General features: G+C 67.1%; 19 protein-coding genes. 10 read left to right on the top strand and 9 right to left on the bottom strand.

The window, feature by feature from the left end:
* Positions 1-172: 172 nt before the first annotated feature.
* From ABC728_RS05675 to ABC728_RS05660, 4 genes are read left to right on the top strand one after another with little or no spacing between them, the layout of a single operon-like run.
* A complete protein-coding gene (locus tag ABC728_RS05675) occupies positions 173-1,156 on the top strand; it encodes a thiamine pyrophosphate-dependent dehydrogenase E1 component subunit alpha (RefSeq protein ID WP_416619231.1) in 984 nt (327 codons plus the stop codon).
* Complete coding sequence (locus ABC728_RS05670; RefSeq protein ID WP_416619232.1) at positions 1,156-2,160, top strand: alpha-ketoacid dehydrogenase subunit beta; 1,005 nt, start codon at positions 1,156-1,158, stop codon at positions 2,158-2,160. The genes ABC728_RS05675 and ABC728_RS05670 overlap by 1 nt, the downstream gene beginning before the upstream one ends.
* 27 nt (positions 2,161-2,187) lie before the next feature.
* Entirely contained in the window at positions 2,188-2,418 is a 231-nt protein-coding gene (locus ABC728_RS05665; RefSeq protein ID WP_416619233.1) for a biotin/lipoyl-containing protein, read from the top strand.
* A gap of 7 nt (positions 2,419-2,425) precedes the next feature.
* A complete protein-coding gene (locus ABC728_RS05660; RefSeq protein ID WP_416619234.1) occupies positions 2,426-3,169 on the top strand; it encodes a 2-oxo acid dehydrogenase subunit E2 in 744 nt (247 codons plus the stop codon).
* Between the two features lie 150 nt (positions 3,170-3,319).
* Here ABC728_RS05660 and ABC728_RS05655 read toward each other — a convergent pair whose 3' ends face one another.
* From ABC728_RS05655 to ABC728_RS05645, 3 genes are all read right to left on the bottom strand, one after another.
* On the bottom strand, positions 3,320-3,745 hold the full coding sequence (locus tag ABC728_RS05655; protein WP_416619235.1) for a carboxymuconolactone decarboxylase family protein: 426 nt from the start codon (positions 3,743-3,745) through the stop codon (positions 3,320-3,322).
* A 17-nt stretch (positions 3,746-3,762) separates the two neighbouring features.
* Entirely contained in the window at positions 3,763-5,481 is a 1,719-nt protein-coding gene (locus ABC728_RS05650) for an N-acyl-D-amino-acid deacylase family protein (RefSeq protein WP_416619236.1), read from the bottom strand.
* A 181-nt stretch (positions 5,482-5,662) separates the two neighbouring features.
* The gene (locus tag ABC728_RS05645; protein ID WP_416619237.1) at positions 5,663-6,589 is read right to left on the bottom strand and encodes a LysR family transcriptional regulator; all 927 of its coding nucleotides are present in this window, start codon (positions 6,587-6,589) and stop codon (positions 5,663-5,665) included.
* Positions 6,590-6,697: 108 nt separating this feature from the next.
* Between ABC728_RS05645 and ABC728_RS05640 the strand changes: the two genes are divergently transcribed.
* Positions 6,698-7,651 carry a TauD/TfdA dioxygenase family protein gene (locus ABC728_RS05640; RefSeq protein ID WP_416619238.1) on the top strand — a complete coding sequence of 318 codons (954 nt, stop codon included), beginning with the start codon at positions 6,698-6,700 and terminating at the stop codon, positions 7,649-7,651.
* A 44-nt stretch (positions 7,652-7,695) separates the two neighbouring features.
* Here ABC728_RS05640 and ABC728_RS05635 read toward each other — a convergent pair whose 3' ends face one another.
* Together ABC728_RS05635 and ABC728_RS05630 are read right to left on the bottom strand one after the other, a co-directional pair.
* Positions 7,696-8,937, bottom strand: a complete 1,242-nt coding sequence (locus ABC728_RS05635; protein WP_416619239.1) for an MFS transporter — start codon at positions 8,935-8,937, stop codon at positions 7,696-7,698.
* Between the two features lie 49 nt (positions 8,938-8,986).
* Complete coding sequence (locus tag ABC728_RS05630; protein WP_416619240.1) at positions 8,987-9,898, bottom strand: crotonase/enoyl-CoA hydratase family protein; 912 nt, start codon at positions 9,896-9,898, stop codon at positions 8,987-8,989.
* Between the two features lie 189 nt (positions 9,899-10,087).
* Here ABC728_RS05630 and ABC728_RS05625 point away from each other — a divergent pair, with 189 nt between their 5' ends.
* A complete protein-coding gene (locus tag ABC728_RS05625; RefSeq protein WP_416619241.1) occupies positions 10,088-10,891 on the top strand; it encodes an enoyl-CoA hydratase/isomerase family protein in 804 nt (267 codons plus the stop codon).
* Between the two features lie 53 nt (positions 10,892-10,944).
* On the opposite strand, the gene ABC728_RS05620 is transcribed toward ABC728_RS05625, so the two are convergent.
* Complete coding sequence (locus ABC728_RS05620; protein ID WP_416619242.1) at positions 10,945-12,162, bottom strand: cytochrome P450; 1,218 nt, start codon at positions 12,160-12,162, stop codon at positions 10,945-10,947.
* Between the two features lie 239 nt (positions 12,163-12,401).
* Here ABC728_RS05620 and ABC728_RS05615 point away from each other — a divergent pair, with 239 nt between their 5' ends.
* The gene (locus ABC728_RS05615) at positions 12,402-12,722 is read left to right on the top strand and encodes a 2Fe-2S iron-sulfur cluster-binding protein (RefSeq protein WP_416619243.1); all 321 of its coding nucleotides are present in this window, start codon (positions 12,402-12,404) and stop codon (positions 12,720-12,722) included.
* Positions 12,723-12,727: 5 nt separating this feature from the next.
* Positions 12,728-14,299 (top strand): AMP-binding protein, encoded by a 1,572-nt coding sequence (locus tag ABC728_RS05610; RefSeq protein ID WP_416619244.1) that lies wholly within the window; start codon positions 12,728-12,730, stop codon positions 14,297-14,299.
* Positions 14,300-14,397: 98 nt separating this feature from the next.
* Here ABC728_RS05610 and ABC728_RS05605 read toward each other — a convergent pair whose 3' ends face one another.
* Positions 14,398-15,216 (bottom strand): SDR family NAD(P)-dependent oxidoreductase, encoded by an 819-nt coding sequence (locus ABC728_RS05605; RefSeq protein WP_416619245.1) that lies wholly within the window; start codon positions 15,214-15,216, stop codon positions 14,398-14,400.
* 2 nt (positions 15,217-15,218) lie between these two features.
* The gene (locus ABC728_RS05600; RefSeq protein ID WP_416619246.1) at positions 15,219-16,190 is read right to left on the bottom strand and encodes a phytanoyl-CoA dioxygenase family protein; all 972 of its coding nucleotides are present in this window, start codon (positions 16,188-16,190) and stop codon (positions 15,219-15,221) included.
* Positions 16,191-16,316: 126 nt separating this feature from the next.
* Between ABC728_RS05600 and ABC728_RS05595 the strand changes: the two genes are divergently transcribed.
* On the top strand, positions 16,317-17,300 hold the full coding sequence (locus tag ABC728_RS05595) for a GlxA family transcriptional regulator (RefSeq protein WP_416619247.1): 984 nt from the start codon (positions 16,317-16,319) through the stop codon (positions 17,298-17,300).
* A gap of 83 nt (positions 17,301-17,383) precedes the next feature.
* A complete protein-coding gene (locus tag ABC728_RS05590; protein ID WP_416619248.1) occupies positions 17,384-17,947 on the top strand; it encodes a nuclear transport factor 2 family protein in 564 nt (187 codons plus the stop codon).
* Between the two features lie 3 nt (positions 17,948-17,950).
* Here ABC728_RS05590 and ABC728_RS05585 read toward each other — a convergent pair whose 3' ends face one another.
* Entirely contained in the window at positions 17,951-18,922 is a 972-nt protein-coding gene (locus tag ABC728_RS05585; RefSeq protein WP_416619249.1) for a hypothetical protein, read from the bottom strand.
* Between the last annotated feature and the right edge of the window lie 36 nt (positions 18,923-18,958).

The following is an 18,958-nucleotide window of genomic DNA, read 5'->3' as shown; positions in this document are numbered from 1 at the left end:
CGCCCGCCAAAGGTCGAGCAATAGCGTCGGTCGGAGGCCAACCCTTCACAACCTCGATATCCTGCCACCGATGCGACATGGACGGATGCGTCCGGACAGCAAACATGCGACAGCAGAAGCCATCGCGCCGCCGGCAATCAGGCGGACCCAATGCCCAAGGATCGGGGTGGATATGACGGACAAGGCAGTACCCGATGCCGCGACACAACGCGACATCTACCGCCGGATGGCCTTGATCAAGGCCAATGACGAGCGGTCGCGCAAGGTGATCCATGCGGGTCGCGTGGTGATGCCCTATTATTCGCCGCGCGGCCAGGAGGTGATCCCCAGCGCCGTCTCGGTCAACCTGACCGATGATGACTATATCTGCACCATCTATCGCGGCACCCATGACATGCTGGCCAAGGGCGTGCCGCTGCGCGACCTGTGGGCGGAACTGGCCGGCCGCATCACCGGCACCTGCAAGGGCAAGGGCGGGCCGATGCACATCACCCACCCGAAATCGGGCGTGATGGTAACGACGGGCATCGTCGGTTCCTCCATGCCCATCGCCAACGGTCTGGCCTGGGGATCGCAACTGCGCGGCGACGGGCGGGTGACGGTGGCCTATTTCGGCGATGGCGCCTCGAATATCGGCGCTTTCCACGAAAGCCTGAACATGGCGTCGGTCTGGAAGCTGCCCGTCATCTTCGTCTGCCAGAACAACGAATGGGGCGAACACACATCCTATGAAAAGGCGACCTCGGCCCGGCAGATCGCCGACCGGGCGCATGGCTATTCCATGCCGGGCGTGCGGGTGGACGGCAACGACCCGTTCGCCATGTATGCCGCCGCGAAGGAAGCTATCAACCGCGCGCGGGCCGGCGGCGGGCCCACCCTGATCGAAGCCATGACCTACCGCTTCCATGGCCACGTGCTGGGCGATGCAGACGCCTACATGGACAAGGCACGCAAGCAGGCCGCCATCGACGCCGACCCCGTGCCGCGCTTCCGGGCATTGCTGATCGAAACCGGTGTGGCGACCGAGGCCGAGTTGGCCGCGATGGAGGCGGAGATCGAGACCGCCCTGGACGACGCCATCGAATACGCCCTGGCCAGCGACTGGCCGGGTGTGGAGGAACTGTCCCGCGACGTGTTCGCGCAAGGAGCCGTGTGATGAGCGCCGCGACCAAGAAGACGCCCAAGGAAAACATCCTGCAGGCCATCAACCGCGCGCTGGCCGACGCCATGGAAAGCGATGACAGCGTGCTGGTCCTGGGCGAGGATGTGGCCGACCCGGAGGAAGGCGGCGTTGTCGGCGCGACGCGCGGGCTTTCCACCCGGTTCGGTGAACATCGGGTGCGGTCAACTCCCATCTCCGAACAGGCCATCATCGGGGCCGCCATCGGCGCCTCGCTGGTCGGGTTCAAGCCGGTGGCGGAGATCATGCTGATGAACTTCACCACCGTGGCGATGGACATGATCGTCAACCATGCCGCCAAGCTGCGCTTCATGTCGGGCGGGCAGACGCACGTGCCCATCGTCATCCGCACCATGACGGGCACGGGCTTCGGCACGGGCGGACAGCATTGCGACTATCTGGAGGCCTGGTTCGCGCACACGGCCGGCATCAAGGTGGTGGCCCCGTCCAGCCCGAAGGACGCCTATGGCCTGATGCGCAGCGCCATCGATGATCCCGACCCCGTGCTGTTCATCGAGAACCTGCCCACCTACTGGTCCCCGGACGAGGCGGCGGAGAAGGATTTCCGCGTGCCGCTGGGCAAGGCTAATGTGCTGGCCACCGGCAGCGACGTCACCATCATCGCCTATGCCCGCATGGTGAACGAGGCGAAGTCGGCATTGCCCAAGCTGGCCGAGGCCGGGATCAGCGCCGAACTGATCGACCTGCGGTCCGTGGCACCCTGGGATCAGGAAACGGTCCTGGCCTCGGTCGCCCGCACGGGCCGCGCGCTGATCGTGCATGAGGCCGTGACGCCCTTCGGCGTGGGCGCGGAGGTCAGTGCCGTGCTGCATGAAAGACTGTTCCGGCAGTTGCATGCGCCCGTAAAGCGGCTGGGCGGCGCTTTCTGCCCGGTCCCCTTCTCCAAACCGCTTGAAACCGCCTTCGCCCCGCAGGCCGCCGATATCGTCACGGCGGTCCGGGACCTGCTGACGGCATGAAACCAATATAACTGAACAGGTGACCTGATGGCTTTCGACGTCCTGATGCCGAAGATCGGCTTTTCCATGAATGAAGGCGTGCTGACCGGCTGGCTGGTGGCCGATGGGGCGGCCGTGACCGAGGGCCAGCCGCTCTACGAGCTGGAAAGCGAGAAATCCACCCAGGAGGTGGAGAGCCCCGCCACCGGCACCCTGCGCATCAAGGCGGAGGTGGGCGAAACCTATGAGGTGGGCGCGCTGCTGGCCGTGATCGAGTGAGGCGGAGATGACCGACCTTCTCGATGGTCTGGCACCCTGGCCGCAAGCGGATTTCGCCGCCTTCGGCCCCGTGCAGACACGCAAACTGTCCAAGATCCAGAAGCTGGTCGGGGCCTTCCTCGGCCGCAACTGGGTCGCCATACCCCATGTCACGCATCAGGACGATGCGGATGTGACGGATATGGAGGCACGCCGGACGGCCCACAATGCCGGGGGCGGGGCAAGGCTGACCCCCGTGCCGCTGCTGGTGAAGGCCATGGCGTCGGCCCTGCGCGCCTATCCGCAGTTCAACGCCTCGCTGGATGGCAACCGGGACACGCTGGTCCTGAAGGATTATGTCCATATCGGTGTGGCCGTGGACACACCCGGCGGGCTGCTGGTACCCGTCATCCGCGATTGCGATACCAGAAGCGTGACGGACATCGCGGCGGAACTCGCCACCCTGTCCGAACGTGCCCGGACCAGGGGCCTGCCCATGGCCGACATGTCAGGCGGCTGCATGACGCTGACCTCGCTGGGTCATATCGGCGGCACGGGCTTCACGCCCATCGTCAACGCGCCGGAAGTGGCCATCCTGGGCGTCACCCGCGCCCGGCCCGTCGCCACACCGGGACCCGATGGCGGGATCGTCTGGCGGCAGATGCTGCCCCTGTCGCTATCCTATGACCACCGGGTCATCAATGGCGCCGATGCGGCCCGCTTCGTCCGGCACGTGGCGGAAAGGCTGGCCGACCCGGCGCTGTTTGACTGACCCCTGCCATACGTGTGCCAGTCGGCGCGGATACCGGGGTCGAGATCTCTCGACCCCGGTATCCGGCATACAGACGGGCGAAGGGCCGGTGCGGATCATCCGCGCCGGCCCTTTGTCTTTTGTGGCCACGTCAGGGCTGGATGCGGGGGGCTATAACAGGCCCCGTTCCTCCGCCGTCTTCACGTCCGGGTCCAGCCCGATTTCCCGCAAGGCCTCGATCACGGCCGTCGTGGCTGACGCGATGCAGGGAAAGCCGACATAGGGCACGGACTGGATCAGCACCTCTTCCAGTTCCTGCACGGTCAGGCCATTGGCCACGCCGATCTTGACATGGTTTTTCAACTCAGCCGTCTGGCGCTGGGCGATCAGGATGCCGATCACCACGAGACTGCGCTGCTTCTTCTCCAGCCCATCCCGGCCCCAGGCATCGGCGAAGGCATAGTTCACGGCCATCCGGGAGATGGCCGATCCGAACTTGCCCGAGGTGGCGGCGGCGCGCAGCGCGTCGCTGAATTTCGGCCCCATCATGCCGCCGATGACGGCAAGGCCGCGTTCCGACTTCTCATCCAGGCTCATGCTGCCTTCCTCCCTGTTCACGCTGCCGCCGGTTTCGCACCACGAACCAGACGCCCCGGCAGGGCGCCTGTGGCACGGCCGTTACGGTAGGTGACCTGGCCCGATACGATCGTTGCCTCGTACCCGTCGGCCTTCTGGCTGAGGCGGCGGCCATCCGCCGGCAGGTCGCGCTTCACGCGGGGGGCATAAAGTGCCAAGCGCTCCATGTCGATCACGTTCAGGTCGGCTTTGTAGCCCGGCTTCAGCACGCCGCGATCCAGCAACCCCACCGTGGACGCGGTTTCCCGCGCCAGCATGCTGACGGCTTTTTCCACGGTCAGACGCTTCTGGTCACGGACATATTCGGTCAGGACGAAGGTCGGGAAGGCCGCATCGCAGATCATGCCATAATGCGCCCCACCATCGCCCAGCCCCAGGACCGTCCCCGGCAGCCCGAACAGGTCGGCCGCCGCATCCATGCGCCCGTTTTCCGTATTGCCCATGGGGCAGTAAAGAATGGCGCGGCCGTTCTGGCGCAGCAACTCGTCATACATCAATTCCCGTTCGCCCACGCCCAGCCTTTCCGCCCGCGCCTTGATGCTGTCATCGGGCGAGGGGTTGTAGTTCGGCGGGTCGCCCAGCGGGAACAGCAGGTGGGTTTGCTGCACGACCCACAGGAAGAACGGGTTGGGGTCCTGCGGCTCCTCCGCCAGCAGGCGGGCGCGGAAGGCCGGGTCGCGCATCACCGCCAGCTTCTCGGCTAGGGGCAGGTTCTCGATCTCCTTGTAGGACGGGTTCAGCGAGAACGGATGATAGGACAGGTCCAGCCCGAACAGCATGCCGATGGGCCGCGGATAATATTGCCCGTGGATGGGCAGACTGTCGGCCGCCGCCTTGGTGACGCCATCCAGATAGCCACGCCAGCCGCCGGCAATCTGGTCCCCCGTCAGCAGGCTGAAATTCACGGGCCGGCCGGAATATTCAGCCAGTTCGCGGATGATGGCGAATTCCGCGTCCGATGAATTGTTGGTGTTGGGGATCAACTGGAACACGCCGGCGCCGGCATCCTTCAACCCGGCGGCCAGGGCCTTCAGTTCCTCTACCTCCGTCTGGGTGGAGGGGGCCGGGCGGCCGTCGCGGAACCGGTGGGCCAACTGACGGGAGGTGGAGACACCCAGCGCGCCGGCCCTGACCGCATCGGCCGTCAGGCGGCGCATTTCGGCCAGGTCCTGGCCGGTCGGCGGCTCCAGATCGGCGCCGCGCTTGCCCATGACATAGACGCGCAGGGGGCTGTGCGGCAGTTGGGCCGCGAAATCGATATCGGTCCGGCGCACCGACAGCGCGTCCAGATAGTCGGGGAAGGTTTCCCAGTTCCAGGGCACGCCCTCGGCCATCACCACTTCGGGAATGTCCTCCACCCCCTCCATCAGCTTGATGGCCATCTGCTGGTCTCCGGCATGCACGGGCGCGAAGCCGACACCGCAATTGCCCATGATGACGGTCGTCACCCCATGGTCGGACGACGGGGCCAGCCGGCTTTCCCACGTCACCTGCCCGTCATAATGGGTGTGGACATCGACAAAGCCCGGCGTGACGACCATGCCGGCAGCGTCGATCACCTGGTCGGCGGTGCCGTCCACCACGCCCACGGCGGCAATGCGGTCGCCCTTGATGGCGACGTCGCCGGTGAAGGCCGGGCCACCCGTTCCATCCACGACGGTGCCGCCACGGATCAGCAGATCATAATGCTGGCTCATCACAAATCCTCCCTTGCCGCCTGTCGGGCCGGCCGGCGATGCCGGCGGGATGGCGGCGGTTTTCTGTGGCGCCGGGCCCGCCAACGGGACCCCGGCCATGACCGTTCCGGAGCCCATCATAGCGGCTGCACCGCCCGCCAACACCCTGCACGACGCCGCAACAGACCTGTCGGCGCGCATTCTACAAGGATGCGATATCTGGCCAGACCGACGTGACATGATCGGCCAGGAAACCCGCCACCGCCCGCACGGCCGCATCCCCGGCCCGCCCCCCGGGACAGGTCATGACCACGGGCACCGTCAGAGAGCAAAGGCCGGGCAGCAGGCGGACCAGACTACCATCGGCCAGGGCCGCCGCTGCCAGGATGTCCAGCGTCTGGGCGATGCCGGCCCCGGCCGCGCAGGCTGCGATCATGGCCGCCCCGTCATTGAAGGTCAGGGCCGGACGGGGCCGCAGCCACAGGGCCTCCCCCTCCCCCTGGAACCGCCAGCGGCGGCCATCCGGCGTTTCCCGGCTGGCATAGAGGATGCCGTCATGGTCCAGCAGGTCGGGCAACCCGACGGGTGTGCCATGCCGGGCCAGATAGGCCGGGGCCGCCACCATGATGTACCGCGCCATCCCCAGCGTGACGGGGCGGATATCCTGGTGCGCATCGGCCGGAGGTGCCCCGACGCGCACCAGGATATCCGCCCCGTCGGCGCGATAAAGGGTCCCCCGGTCGCCCAGCGCCAGATCGATGACGATGTCGGGATATTGCGCCCGGCAGGCCGGCAGCAGCGGAACGACCAGGGTGCCGCCCACCCCGGCCGGCGCATCGATGCACACCCGGCCCGATGGCCGGCCATCGCCGCGCCGCACCGCATCCTGCGCCCGGCCCACCGCATCCAGGATGCCGCGCGCATGATCCAGGAAGATGCGGCCCGTGTCTGTCAGGTCCAGCCGCCGGGTGCTGCGCTTCAACAGCCGCGTGCCCAGCCCCTGTTCCAGTCGGGCCAGATGCGTGGTGACCATGGACGGCGACAGGCGCAACTGGGCCGCCGCCCGCGCCAGGGAGCCGGCTTCGACGATGGCGACGAACACCTGAAGTTCGGCAAGGGATGGCATCATTCTTCGATATTCAGAAATTATAGCTTCAAAATATCGCTGATTATTCAAAAGTCCAGCAGGTGCTATCGCTTCTCCATCCACAGAAAATCATCGGGAGGAGGAAGCATCATGGGCATTCAAACCCGCGCGCTGTCCGACAATCTGGGCCTGGAAGTGCTGGGCGCCGACCTGACGCGCGACCTTGATCCGGCGGCGGCAGGCGCCATCCGGGATGCCTGGATCCAATCCGGTCTGCTGCTGTTCCGGGGTGCGGGAACCAGCGACGATATCCATATGCGCGTGTCGCGCATCTTCGGGGAGATGGAGCCGGCGGCGACGGCCGACATGAACAGCCCCGACAACCCCTATCTGATGGTCCTGGCCTATGACCCGGACGACACGAAGGCGCGGTTCAACCGGCATTATGTGGTGGACGGGATCACACGGGCCGGCTGGCTGGGCTGGCACTGGGACCAGAGCTTCATGCCCACCATCGTGCGGGGTGCGGTGCTGCGCATGACCGACCCGGCGGCGGAAATGGGGGAGACGGGCTTCATCGATGCCATCGCCGCCTATGAGAGGCTGCCCGACGCCATGAAGGCCCGGATCGAGGGGCTGGAGGTAGTCTATGCGTTCAACCCCGATTTCGTGTCGGGCCAGTTCGGCTTTCCGCCGGATATCAGGGTCTACAAGGACACACCACCCCCATTGGGCAAGATGTACGACTTCCCCCCCGTGGTGCATCCGCTGGTCATCACGCAGCAGGAGACGGGCCGCAAGGTGCTGAAGCTGTCCCCCATGCATGCCCGCTACATCCTGGGCATGGACAGGGCGGAAAGCGATGCGCTGCTGACGGAACTGGCGGGACACCTGGTCGAGGACCGGTTCGCCTACTACCATTCCTGGGGCAAGGACGACATGCTGGTCTGGGACAATTGGCGCGTCATCCATTCCGCGCGGGGCGTGCCGCTGCATTGCCGCCGCCGCGCCATGCGCACGACGATCATGGGCGACTACAAGGTCGGCCGCTACCTGGACCCGGCCCTGGACCGGGAACGCAAGGTGAAGCGGCTGGTCGACTGATGCCAGCCGGGGGCGGCACCCCCATGTGCCGCCCCCCTGCCCCATCATCCGAGGTCGATGCCCGGCTTGTCGGGATAACGGCCCAGCAGCGGATAGGTCAGCGCCGCGATCAGGAAACAGACCCCGGCCGCCAGCAGCGCGATGTCGTAGCTGCCGTACCAGTCATGGACCAGCCCGACGAGGATGGCCCCGAAGGCGGCACAGGTGCCGATGGCCAGCACCGTCAGGCCATAGATGGCGGCAAAGGCCTGCATCCCGAAATAACGGGCGATGATGAAGCCGGCCAGGTCGATCTCCGCCCCCTGGGCCAGCCCGATCAGCACGATGCAGGCCGCGGCCACCGTCAGCCCCGGCGCGTCCAGCAGGTAAAGCAGGCCACAGCCCGCCACGGGCCCGATCGTGAAAAGGAACCCCAGGACCGGCGCCCAGACCCGATCGATCAGCAGCCCCGTGATGGCTGTGCCCGCGAAGGTGGAGACAGCCAGCAGGCTGACCAGCCCCGCCGCCACCTTGGGGTCCAGCGCCTTGGACACCAGCAGCGGCTGCAACTGCGACAGCAGCCCCACCGCCGGGCCATAGGTGAACCCGGCGGCGATGCACAGCAGCAGGATGCGGCGGTTGCGCAGCAACCGGGGCCACAGCCGCCAGCCGGCCACCGCGCCGGACCGCGCCGCAACGGCGGCCGGTTCCGGCCGGCGATCGCGGACCAGCGCCCAGGTGACGGGAAAGCTGATGAACAGGGCGACGCCGGCCAGCAGATAGAACCCGCCGCGCGACCCGTATCGCTCGATGGCGATGTAAAGCAGGACGGGCATCAGCGCGCCGGAAAGGGTCAGCCCCATGCGCGACACGGCCAGCGCCAGCCCCCGCGACTTGTCAAACCAGCTTGTCACGGCGCGGGTAAAGGACAGGCCCGTCGTGGCGATGCCGATCAGGACCAGCGCGCTCATCGCAACATAGTAATGGACCAGCGACGGGGTCAGGTTGGCCAGCGCCACATAGCAGAGCACAACCAGCAGGATGGCCGGCAGCAGGACCTTGCGCACCCCGACCTTGTCGACATAAGCACCGATGAACGGGGCCAGGAAGGCGGCCACAAGATTGGCATTGTGCGACAGCGCCTGCTGCCCGCGCGTCCAGCCGAATTCGTCCTGCAACGGCTGCACGAACAGGCTGCCCACGAAGGAAAAGACGGCATAGCAACTGGCCATGCCGATGCCGGTCCCCGCCACCACCGGCCAGTGGGCCCGCCATTCGTCACGGGCCTCGCGCGTCAGGAATGACATCTTAAATTCTCCGGAAGGGAAGATCGGTCACACAGGGGATGGGGCGGCATCATGCGGGCCGCCGGGCGCGCAAGCGGATACGGCCGTCGCCAAAGGGTGCGTCGCGGTTGCGCAGCGCCTCCTTCAGGCCCGCACCGGCCATGTCCTGACGGAAGCGGCTGCGGCGCGGCCCCTGGGACAGGTGCGAACGGGCGTCCAGCTCCGCGGCATAACGTTGCGACAGACGGGCACCAGCCAGTTCCATCTGCATATTCACGACCCGCTTGTGGGTGGAAAGGATTTCCGCATCCACATGCGCGATGCGGCGGGCAAGGTCCAGCGCCTCGGCATCGATCTCCGCCGCCGGATAGGCTTCCAGCACCAGACCGATGCGCGCGGCGTCCAGGCCGCTGATCGTATCACCCGTGAACAGCATGCGCTTGGCCCATTGCGGGCCGCAATGGTAGAGCCAGAGATTGGTGGGCGGGGTCCCGTTGGCGCGGGCCGCGGGAAAGCCGATGCGCGCATCGTCGGCCGCCACCACGATATCGGCGGAAAAAGCCAGATCGGTGCCGCCGGCCAGGCAATTGCCCTGCAGCTTGGCGATGATCGGCTTGTGCAGGTCCAGCATCAGCAGCGTCATGTCCTGCTGCCGCTCCAGGTGCCAGATATCGTCGTCCAGCGTGGCGCTGCGCGTCCGGTAGAGCGCGGGGTCGTAACCGGCCGCGGCAGCGGCAGCACCGCCATAGCTGTCGCCCAGGTCATAACCGGCACAGAAATCCCGCCCCTCCCCCTGCAGCAGGATGGCGTTCACGTCCGTGCGGTCATCGGCCTCCAGCAGCGCGTCGTGGACCTCCCGCAGCATGGCGGCGGACAGGGCATTGCGCTTGTCCGGCCGGTTCAGGGTCAGCACGGCCACGCCGTCCGCCACCTCGAAACGGATGCAGGCCGTGGATTTCAGCCATTTGCCGGGATGGTCCATCCCTTGCCTCCCCCTGGGTCGTTGGTTTGCCGGCCGCATGATAGGGGCCGGCCTGGAAAGGGGCGACGGCCATGGCCGGCCCCGCCCCTTCCATCACAGACCTGATGGAAGGGCCGGGGCGGGGCCATCGGTCTGGCCCGCACCGCCGGCCGGGCATAGAGCAGGACCGGAATACCGATGGAGGAAGCCATGACCGACATCCTGCGCGACGAGCCGGCACCCGGCATCTGCCGCCTGACCCTGAACCGCCCCGACGCGCTGAACGCGCTGACCTATGCCATGTATGATGAACTGGCCCGTCTGTTCACCGACCTGCGCCACGACCCGGCCGTGCGCGTGGTCATCCTAACGGGGGCCGGCCGGGGGTTCTGTGCCGGGCACGACCTGCGGGCGGCGGGGGAGCCCGGCTGGGTGCCGCCCGGACTGGGCAAGGCGCAATGGGCACGGGCCGTCATGGCCCGGCTGGGGTCGATCACGCCGCTGATCCGATCCCTGCCACAGCCGGTCATCGCCGCCGTCAACGGGGTCACGGCGGGGGCCGGATATCCACTGGCGCTGGCGGCCGACATCACCATCGCCGCCCGGTCGGCGCGGTTCGTCAACGCCTTCCACAATGCCGGCAGCGGGCATGAACTCGGCCTGTCCTATCTGCTGCCCCGGCGGGTGGGGGCGGCACGGGCCGCCGAACTGCTGCTGACGGGCCGTGCGGTGCAGGCGGAGGAGGCGGCATCCATCGGCCTGATCCTGAAATCCGTGCCGGACGAGACATTGATGGATGAAGCGCTGGCCATGGCCGACGCCATGCTGGTCAACAGCCCCATCGGCACGGCGCTGACCAAGCAGTCGCTGTGGCTGAACGAGACGGCACCCAGCCTGGAGGCCGCCATCGAGATGGAAAGCCGCGCCATCTTCATCAGCCAGACGACGGAAGACACGGCCGAAAAGCGCCGCGCCTTCATGGAGAAGCGGCGGCCGCGCTTCACCAACCGCTGAACCGGCCGGCGGTCCGGCGGGGGCAGCACCCCCAACCGGTCCGCCGTCTTGCGTCAGGCCGCCTTGTCCCAGACCAGCGGCAGGGAGGTGTAGGAGATGTTGACGCCGGCCTGGAAGGTCAGCCGGTCGTCGGCCAGACGGAAATCGGGAATGCGCTTCAGCCATTCCTCCAGGAAGATCGTTAATTCCGACCGGGCCAGATTGGCCCCGACACAGCGGTGCGGCCCCTGGCCAAAGGTGCCGACGCTGGCGATGCGCCGCGTGAAATCGACCTTCAGCGGATCGGGATAGGTCTCATCGTCCAGGTTCATCATGGCCGGCGGAGAGATGACGATCTCTCCCGCCTTGACCAGGGCCGGCCCGACCTGCTGGTCATGCAGGCACATGCGCCCCGTGCCGGCCGTGACCGTGGGGAAGCGGCGCAGCAATTCCTCCACGGCGGCGCTGATGATGGCCGGATTCTCGATGATCTGGCGCCGGTGATCGGGATTTTCCGCCAGGAAGCGGGCGAAGAAGCCCAGCGTGTTGGCCACCGAATCCAGCCCCCCGATCAGCAGCAGCGTACACATGGAATGCAACTTCTCCTCGCGCATCCGCTCGCCATCCACCTCCTGCAACGACAGCCAGCTGATCAGGTCGTCGCCCGGATTGGCGCGGCGTTCCCTGATGATCGGCGCCAGATAGGCGGCCAGGCCACGGATGATGTCGGCCTTGTTGCTGCCCGGCCGGATGATCTTGGCCACTTCCTCCAGCAGGGTGAGCCGATGGCTTTCCGGCAAGTCGACCAGGCGCAGGAAGACGATGATGGGAAGCTGGAAGGCGAAATCGGCCATGAACTCGCACCCGCCCTTGTCCTTCAGCCCCTCGATCAGGTCGATGGCCAGCGCGCGCACGCCCGGCGCCAGTTGCGCCACACCCTTGCGCGACAGGGCCACCGACAGGTGGTGGCGGTACTTGGTATGTTCGGGCGGGTCCAGATGGATGGGCGTGAACCCCTCCCCCGTCGGGTTATTCGATCGCGGCACCACCAGGGCGCGGGAGGAGAAATTGTCGCTGTCCTTCAGAACGCGCGCGGCCAACCGGGCATCATTGACGTACCAGTGGCCCTCGTTATGGCGGGTCCAGAAGATGGGCGGGGCTTTCTGCTTCAGCGCGTACAGTTCCGCGAAGAAGTCGGACCCGGCCGGACCCGGGGCGTAGACGTCGTAATCATGGACGAGATCGGCCGGGACATGGTCCGGGACGGTCATGTTCATGGCATAGGCGGGCATCGGACGGAACTCCTGCTGTCGCGCGCATCGGGCGCGCGGTTGGCCATCGGGCGGGGATATGGGGAAAGATTAGGGGCCGATCCTGCCGCCCGTCCAAAGCCGGGCCGGCCGCCGGCACCAAGGATCGTATGCTTGATAAGATCACCCGACCCCGGCGACAGTGGCACATCCGCGGGGCATAAAGGCGTCACGAGAAAGGCCGGCGTTCCGGCCCCCGGCAAACAGGGAAGAGCACGACCATGCCCACGATCACCTTCATCGACCCCGACGGCCAGTCCCACGTGATGGAGGCGGAAGAGGGCCAGTCCGTGATGAAGGTTGCCGTGCAGAACGGCGTGCCGGGGATCGAGGCCGATTGCGGCGGCGCCTGCGCCTGCGCCACCTGCCATGTCTATGTCGACCCGGCCTGGGCCGCCGCCGCCGGGACCCCCGGTGCCGAGGAACAGGAGATGCTGACCTATACCGTCGACCCGGCGGAGACCTCCCGCCTGTCCTGCCAGATCAAGGTCAGCGCCGCGCTTGACGGTCTGGTCATCCGTATCCCCGCCAGCCAGCACTGATCCCCATGACCACCACCATTCCCGCCCTGTTGAGGGATGCCGCCCGCCGTTTCGGGGACAAGCCCGCGCTGAGCAGCGCCCAGGACGGTGCCATCGGCTTCCGGTCGCTGGATGCCATGGCCGACCGCGTGGCCCGCGCCCTGCTGGCCGACGGGCTGGCCAAGGGCGACCGGGTCGGTGTCTGGGCGCCCAACATGTGGGAATGGGTCGCGGCGGCCGCGGGCGCCCAGCGCATCGGCGGCGTACTGGTGCCGCTGAACACGCGCCTGCGCGGGGGGGAAGTGGCGGACATCATCCGCCGGGCCCGCATCACCCACCTGTTCAGCATCGGTGACTTCCTGGGCCGTCACTATCCCGACATGCTGCGCGGCGAGACAATGCCCGATCTGCGCCGCATCATCGTGCTGCGGCCGGGCACCGGCGCCCTGCGCGGTCTTGAACAGGGGTGGGAACCCTTCCTGTCGGCGGGCACGGGCGTCGGGGACGACCGGCTGTCGGCCCGGTCCGCCGATGTCGGTCCCGACGATCTGGCGGACATCATGTTCACGTCGGGCACCACGGGCCTGCCCAAAGGGGCCGTGTTCGACCATAAACGGTCGCTGGGCGGCGGGCGCGCCTGGTGCGGCATTTCCGGCATGGGGCCGGATGACCGCTATTGCGTGTTCGGCCCCTTCTCCCACAACGCCTCCTACAAGGCGGGATGGGTGGCCGGCCTGATGTCGGGGGCCACCATCCATTGGCCCGACGCCTATGATGGGACGGCCATCCTGGACCTGATCGCCGGCAACCGCATCACCGTGATGCCAGCACCGCCAACCGTCTGGCAGGAACTGCTGGACCATCCGGACAAGGCAGCCTGGGATATCGGCTGCCTGCGCTTCCTGTCGACAGGGGCGACGACCATTCCGATCCAACTGATGCGGCGCCTGCGCGACGAGACGCCGATACAGATCCTGTCCACCGGCTATGGCATGACGGAATGCTGCGGGTCCGCCACCCAGACCCTGCCCGACGACCCGATCGAACGGGTGGTTCAGACCGTGGGCCGCCCCATCCCGGGCACGGAGATCCGCATCGCCGGCCCGGATGGCCAGCCCCTGCCGCCGGGGCAGGCGGGCGAGGTGCTGATCCGCGACGACAAGCTGCTGCTGCATTACCTGGACAATGACCAGGCCACCCATTCGGCCCTGGATGGCGATGGCTGGCTGCACAGCGGCGATGTCGGTGTGCTGGATGCCGATGGCTATCTGCGCATCACCGACCGGCTGAAGGACATGTATATCGTCGGTGGCTTCAACGTCTATCCGGCGGAGATCGAGCGCCAGATGGGTGCCCTGCCCGGACTGCGGGCCTGTGCCGTGATCGGCGTGCCCGATGCGCGGCTGGGGGAGGTGGGGCACGCCTTCATCGTGCGCAGCCCCGGTTCCACCCTGACGGAGGCCGAAGTGATCGCCTGGGGCAAGGCGAACCTGGCCAATTACAAGGTGCCGCGCGGTGTCACCTTCATCGACGCGCTGCCCATGAACAGCACGGGCAAGGTGGTGAAGTTCACCCTGCGCGACTTGTTGAAGGGATAGAAACGGTAGGGGGACAGACGTCACGTCTGCGCCCCCACCAGCCGTCATCCCTGCCCTGGCACCCGTTACCCTGGCACCCGTTACCCTGGCGCCCGTCGTCAGCCGCGCAAGATCAGCCCGTGGGCCGGCAAGGGGCCGATTTCCGTCACGCCGCCATCCACAGGCAACAGGACGCCCGTGATGAACCGGGCCTCGTCGCTGGCCAGGAAGCAGGTGGCCATGGCCACATCCCAGGCGTCCCCCTCGATCCCCAGCGGGCCGACCCTGCGCCTGTCCTCGCGCATGCCGGGTGGCATGCGGTGGGCGATATGCGGGGTCATCACATGTCCGGGTGCCACGGCATTGGCCCGGATGCCATCGCGGCCATGGGCCACGGCGATTTCCCGCGCCAGCTGCACCATCGCTGCCTTTGACGTGCCATAGGCCAGCGACCCGTGCGCCCGCAGCCCGGCGATGGAGGAGATATTGACGATGGCCCCGCCACCACCCGCCACCATGTGCGGCACGGATTGCTGGCTCATCCACAAGGCGCTGTCCAGATTGACCGCCATGATGGCGGACCATTGCGCCTCGTCCAGCCCCGACAGGCTGGTAGGCGGTGAGATGCCCACATTGTTGACCAGGATGTCCAGCCGCCCCAGCCAGGCCACGGCCTGCGCCACCGCATCGGCACAGTCGGCGCGCCTGCCCATGTCGGCGGTGATGGCCAGCGCCTGCCCGCCGCGCCGCCGGATCATTCCGGCGGTGGTGGCGGCACGGTCTCCGTCCAGGTCGATGCAGGCGACACGCGCGCCTTCACCGGCCAGCACCAGGGCGATGGCGCGGCCGATGCCCACCTCTTCTCCCGCGGCGCCGGCACCGGTGACGATGGCGGCCTTGCCCGGCAGCCGGCGGCCGGTCAGGATCGGTTCCGGCATGGTCAGTGCTGCGGGCGCATGTTGACCACCCGCCCTTCCGCATGGGCCACGATGACGGCGTCACCCGGGTTGTACCGGGCCGGAATGTCCGCCGGGACCAGCCGGTCACCGCGATGTCCCCGAACGAAGCTGTTTTCATCGATGTGCAGCACATGCCGGCCCGCCGCATCCGCCACGGCCACCATGCCGGCATCCACGGACAGGATGGTGCCGGCAAGCGGCAGCCGGCCGTTCGACGGCATGACGCGGGTATCCATGGAAAGCCGGAACTGATCGCGGGAGATGTTGGACAGGCCGCTATGGGGCGTGTGCAAATCCATCAGCAGCACATCCCCCGGCCGGTAATCCGTCCGCCGCCAGGCCTCTGCCGGCACGTCCGCGGCCTCGATGGGCAGGATGCGGGTGCCGTCGCGCCGGTGCAGGCTGGGCTGCCGGTGCAGCCCTTCCACCACGGCCAGGCCGCCGACATCGGCATCGATCTCACCGATCGGCACCCAGCAGATCAGGAATTCCAGCCCGTCATTGTATGACCCGTCGGCATGGATGAAATCGAAGCGCGGGCGGGTGACATCCTGCACCGGGGGATTGGTGCGGTGGACCGTGAAGGGAACCCAGAACGGATCGCAGCCGAACAATGTCTGGAAGAAGCTGTTGATGGTCGGCGCGCCGTGCAGCAGGCGATGGACCTTCTGTTCATTCAGGCGCGTCAGGTTGGAATTGATCGGCAGGGCCGAATAATCGGCACCATTATAGCGATGCTGCGGGTCGGCCGGATCGGCAACCCCCATATCGACCAGATAATCGATATAGACGCGGCGGATATCGGCGATCACCGCCTTGTCCAGCACGTCGCGGAAGAACCAGTAACCGTCGCGCTCCCACGCCGCCGCAAGGCCCGCCGGGTCGCCCAGCAGATGATTGGACACGTTCAGTTCACCCATTTCCGGCATGGGGGGCCGTGCCTGCATGTTCATCGCCGCTTCTTCCCTGGTCTGTCCGGGTTGTTCCCGGTTCAAGGGGTCATGATGAAAGCGTTGGCAAGCCACCACTATGGCCATATTTAACAATATACATGGCTATAATTCACAGGACAGGAACCGATGGCCGATATTGCCGTGATCGCCCCGCCGGGATCGTTCCTGGCCAGCCTGGGCGCCTGCCTGGACGCCTTCGTCGTGGTGCGGGCGCAGGTGGAACAGTTGTTCGCACCCAGCGAGGGGCTGAAGTTGGAGGCGCGCCTCCATCTCCTGACGGAGGATGGGCAGCCGGTGCGACTGGCCGATGGAAGACGGCTGCCCTGCGACGGGGCCTGGGGCGGAACGCGGCCCTATGGCCTGATCCATATCGCCAATTTCCGCGTGGGTTCCGCGACGGCCCTGGACGAGAGGCTGGCGGCATGCGAGCCGCTGGGCCATTGGCTGCGTGCCCGCAAGGCGGAAGGCACGCTGATATCAGCCAGTGGATCGGCACTGTTCCTGCTGGCGGCGGCCGGGCTGGTGGATGGCATGGCGATACCGCTGTCGCGTCCCCTGACGCCCCTGTGCCGGGAACGCTTTCCCCGCCTGCCCGTCGATCCGCGGCGCGGCGTGGTGGAGGAAGGCGGCCTGATCCTGGGTGCCGGACCGGCGGCCGAGCCGGCATTGATGGTGCGGCTGATCGAGCGCGTGTTCAGCGCGGAAGCCGGGCGATGGCTGGCCGCCGTCACAGGCGTCGACCGCGTGGTGGAGGACAGGCTGTCCGGCGACCCGATGGTGGCCAACGCCCAGGTCTGGCTGGAAATGCATTTCGCGCAGGACATCCGGATCGCCGACCTGGCCCGGTCGCTGTCCACCAGCCATCAGACCCTGATCCGCCGCTTCACCCGTGAAACAGGCATGGGGCCAAAGGATTACGTGCAGCATCTGCGCATCCGGGCTGCACAGCGGCTGCTGGGCCGCACGGGCCGGACCATCGACCAGATCGCCGCCATGGTGGGATATCGCGACCCGCGATCTTTCCGGCTGGTCTTCCGATCCCATAGCGGGATGAGCCCGACGGCCTGGCGGCGCCGGGCCACGGGGCCAGGACCGATATCGCATCCGTGAAGCCTGCCGGCAAGTCCGGTACGGCCGCTTGCCGGCACGCCATCCGGAGCCGAGCCTGAAGGCGACAAGGGAGGCAAAGACCAATGCACGATACGACCGCCATCATCGACGCCGACACGCTGTCTTTCATCCGCCGGATGAAGGACCGGCAGGAAATCCTGGACTGCCTGCATCGCTATACGCGCGGCGTCGACCGGTTCGACCGCGACCTGATGCTGTCGGCCTATCATGCCGACGCCATCGACCAGCATGGCGTGGCCGAAGGCGTCGCCGGTGCCTTCGTCGACTGGGCCATCGGCTGGCACGGACAGTTCCAGAACCGCCACCAGCACATCATCACCAATCACACCATCGACCTGGATGGCGACACCGCCCACGGCGAAACCTACTACATCTTCTGGGGAGAGAACCGGGAAGGGCCGCCCAGCCTGTGTTTCGGCCGCTATGTCGACCGGTTCGAACGGCGCGACGGCCGCTGGGCCATCGCGCACCGCGTCTGCGTGAACGAGAAGGTCGGAACCTTCAATGAAACCGCCTTGCCCCCGGAATGGGCCGCCGCCCTGTCCTCCACCGGCCCCTGCCGGCGCGACGGACAGGATATCTCCTATGCCCGGCCGCTGACCGCGGGGCAGGTGCAGCCGGGGTGAGGATCATCGCCCCACCCCCATGACCCAATGGCTGAGCCGGTCCCACAGCCGGGCGCGCGTGGATGCGAAATTGTGCATATGGGCCATGGTCGGCACGATCACCAGCGTGATGTCGCCCGCGGTGATGAAAGCCGACGGCTCCGCCCGGAAATCGGCGCTGGTGTCGCGTTCCCCAAACCCCAGGAAGACCGGCACGTCGATGGCAGCCGCCTCCGCCGCGACAAAGCCGGGCCCCATCATGGCCACGACACAGTTGGGAATGGTCAGGCTGCCGAAGGGCGGGGCCGTGCGGCGGATGGGATAGCCACCTTCCATATCCGTCTTCAGGATATCGGCCGGCACATCCTCCCAATGGAAGGGATAGACGAAATCGGCGACGCCGGCCGCGCTGCGCGCCACCGACAGGCCCGCAGGGTCGTCATCCCGGCTGAAACGGTACTGCGCCTTGGCCGTTTCGGCCTGTGCCGCCGTGGGCTGCGGCAACACGGTGTGGATGGCCGAATAGCCCAGCACCGCAATGGCATCGAAGCTGCGATGGCGGGCCTGCATGATGATGGTGACCCCGCCGCCCATGGATTGCCCGATGCCGACATGCAGCGCATCGGGCAGCGGCGGATAGGCATCCAGCAGGCCCCCCATTGCCAGCCCCCGGCGCACCCGGTCCAGGGCCGCATGGTTGGCGGCGGCAATATCCTCGATGCTCAGGCTGGACAGGCCGGCCGTGTCGCTGTCGCCGACGCCCGGGTGATCATAGGCGACCAGGATATGGCCGGCGGCCACATGGTGGGCAGCCTGGCTGTATCCCGCATGGCCGTCAAACGCCATGTCATAGTAACCGCGGCCATACCCGCCACCGGGAGAGGCATAGATCACCCGCCCGCTGAACCGCGCCGGGTCTTCCGGCGCGTGGATGGTCAACGCGATCGTCCGGCCACCACCGGGTTGCGTCGCCACATGCATGGTCTTGCGCAGCATCGCTTCTCTCCCTTGCCATTTGCCCTGATCCATCCC

This window comes from Niveispirillum fermenti (assembly GCF_052474395.1).
Note: the sequence above shows the minus strand (reverse complement) of the source record. Positions and strands in the feature narration are given on the sequence as shown.

Coding starts and splice junctions, on each gene's coding strand:
- ABC728_RS05585 (WP_416619249.1), bottom strand. CDS start 18,922: ATGCTGCGCAAGACCATGCATGTGGCGACGCAACCCGGTGGTGGCCGG.
- ABC728_RS05675 (WP_416619231.1), top strand. CDS start 173: ATGACGGACAAGGCAGTACCCGATGCCGCGACACAACGCGACATCTAC.
- ABC728_RS05665 (WP_416619233.1), top strand. CDS start 2,188: ATGGCTTTCGACGTCCTGATGCCGAAGATCGGCTTTTCCATGAATGAA.
- ABC728_RS05650 (WP_416619236.1), bottom strand. CDS start 5,481: ATGAGCCAGCATTATGATCTGCTGATCCGTGGCGGCACCGTCGTGGAT.
- ABC728_RS05670 (WP_416619232.1), top strand. CDS start 1,156: ATGAGCGCCGCGACCAAGAAGACGCCCAAGGAAAACATCCTGCAGGCC.
- ABC728_RS05630 (WP_416619240.1), bottom strand. CDS start 9,898: ATGGACCATCCCGGCAAATGGCTGAAATCCACGGCCTGCATCCGTTTC.
- ABC728_RS05645 (WP_416619237.1), bottom strand. CDS start 6,589: ATGATGCCATCCCTTGCCGAACTTCAGGTGTTCGTCGCCATCGTCGAA.
- ABC728_RS05660 (WP_416619234.1), top strand. CDS start 2,426: ATGACCGACCTTCTCGATGGTCTGGCACCCTGGCCGCAAGCGGATTTC.
- ABC728_RS05600 (WP_416619246.1), bottom strand. CDS start 16,190: ATGAACATGCAGGCACGGCCCCCCATGCCGGAAATGGGTGAACTGAAC.
- ABC728_RS05615 (WP_416619243.1), top strand. CDS start 12,402: ATGCCCACGATCACCTTCATCGACCCCGACGGCCAGTCCCACGTGATG.
- ABC728_RS05625 (WP_416619241.1), top strand. CDS start 10,088: ATGACCGACATCCTGCGCGACGAGCCGGCACCCGGCATCTGCCGCCTG.
- ABC728_RS05635 (WP_416619239.1), bottom strand. CDS start 8,937: ATGTCATTCCTGACGCGCGAGGCCCGTGACGAATGGCGGGCCCACTGG.
- ABC728_RS05595 (WP_416619247.1), top strand. CDS start 16,317: ATGGCCGATATTGCCGTGATCGCCCCGCCGGGATCGTTCCTGGCCAGC.
- ABC728_RS05590 (WP_416619248.1), top strand. CDS start 17,384: ATGCACGATACGACCGCCATCATCGACGCCGACACGCTGTCTTTCATC.
- ABC728_RS05640 (WP_416619238.1), top strand. CDS start 6,698: ATGGGCATTCAAACCCGCGCGCTGTCCGACAATCTGGGCCTGGAAGTG.
- ABC728_RS05620 (WP_416619242.1), bottom strand. CDS start 12,162: ATGCCCGCCTATGCCATGAACATGACCGTCCCGGACCATGTCCCGGCC.
- ABC728_RS05610 (WP_416619244.1), top strand. CDS start 12,728: ATGACCACCACCATTCCCGCCCTGTTGAGGGATGCCGCCCGCCGTTTC.
- ABC728_RS05605 (WP_416619245.1), bottom strand. CDS start 15,216: ATGCCGGAACCGATCCTGACCGGCCGCCGGCTGCCGGGCAAGGCCGCC.
- ABC728_RS05655 (WP_416619235.1), bottom strand. CDS start 3,745: ATGAGCCTGGATGAGAAGTCGGAACGCGGCCTTGCCGTCATCGGCGGC.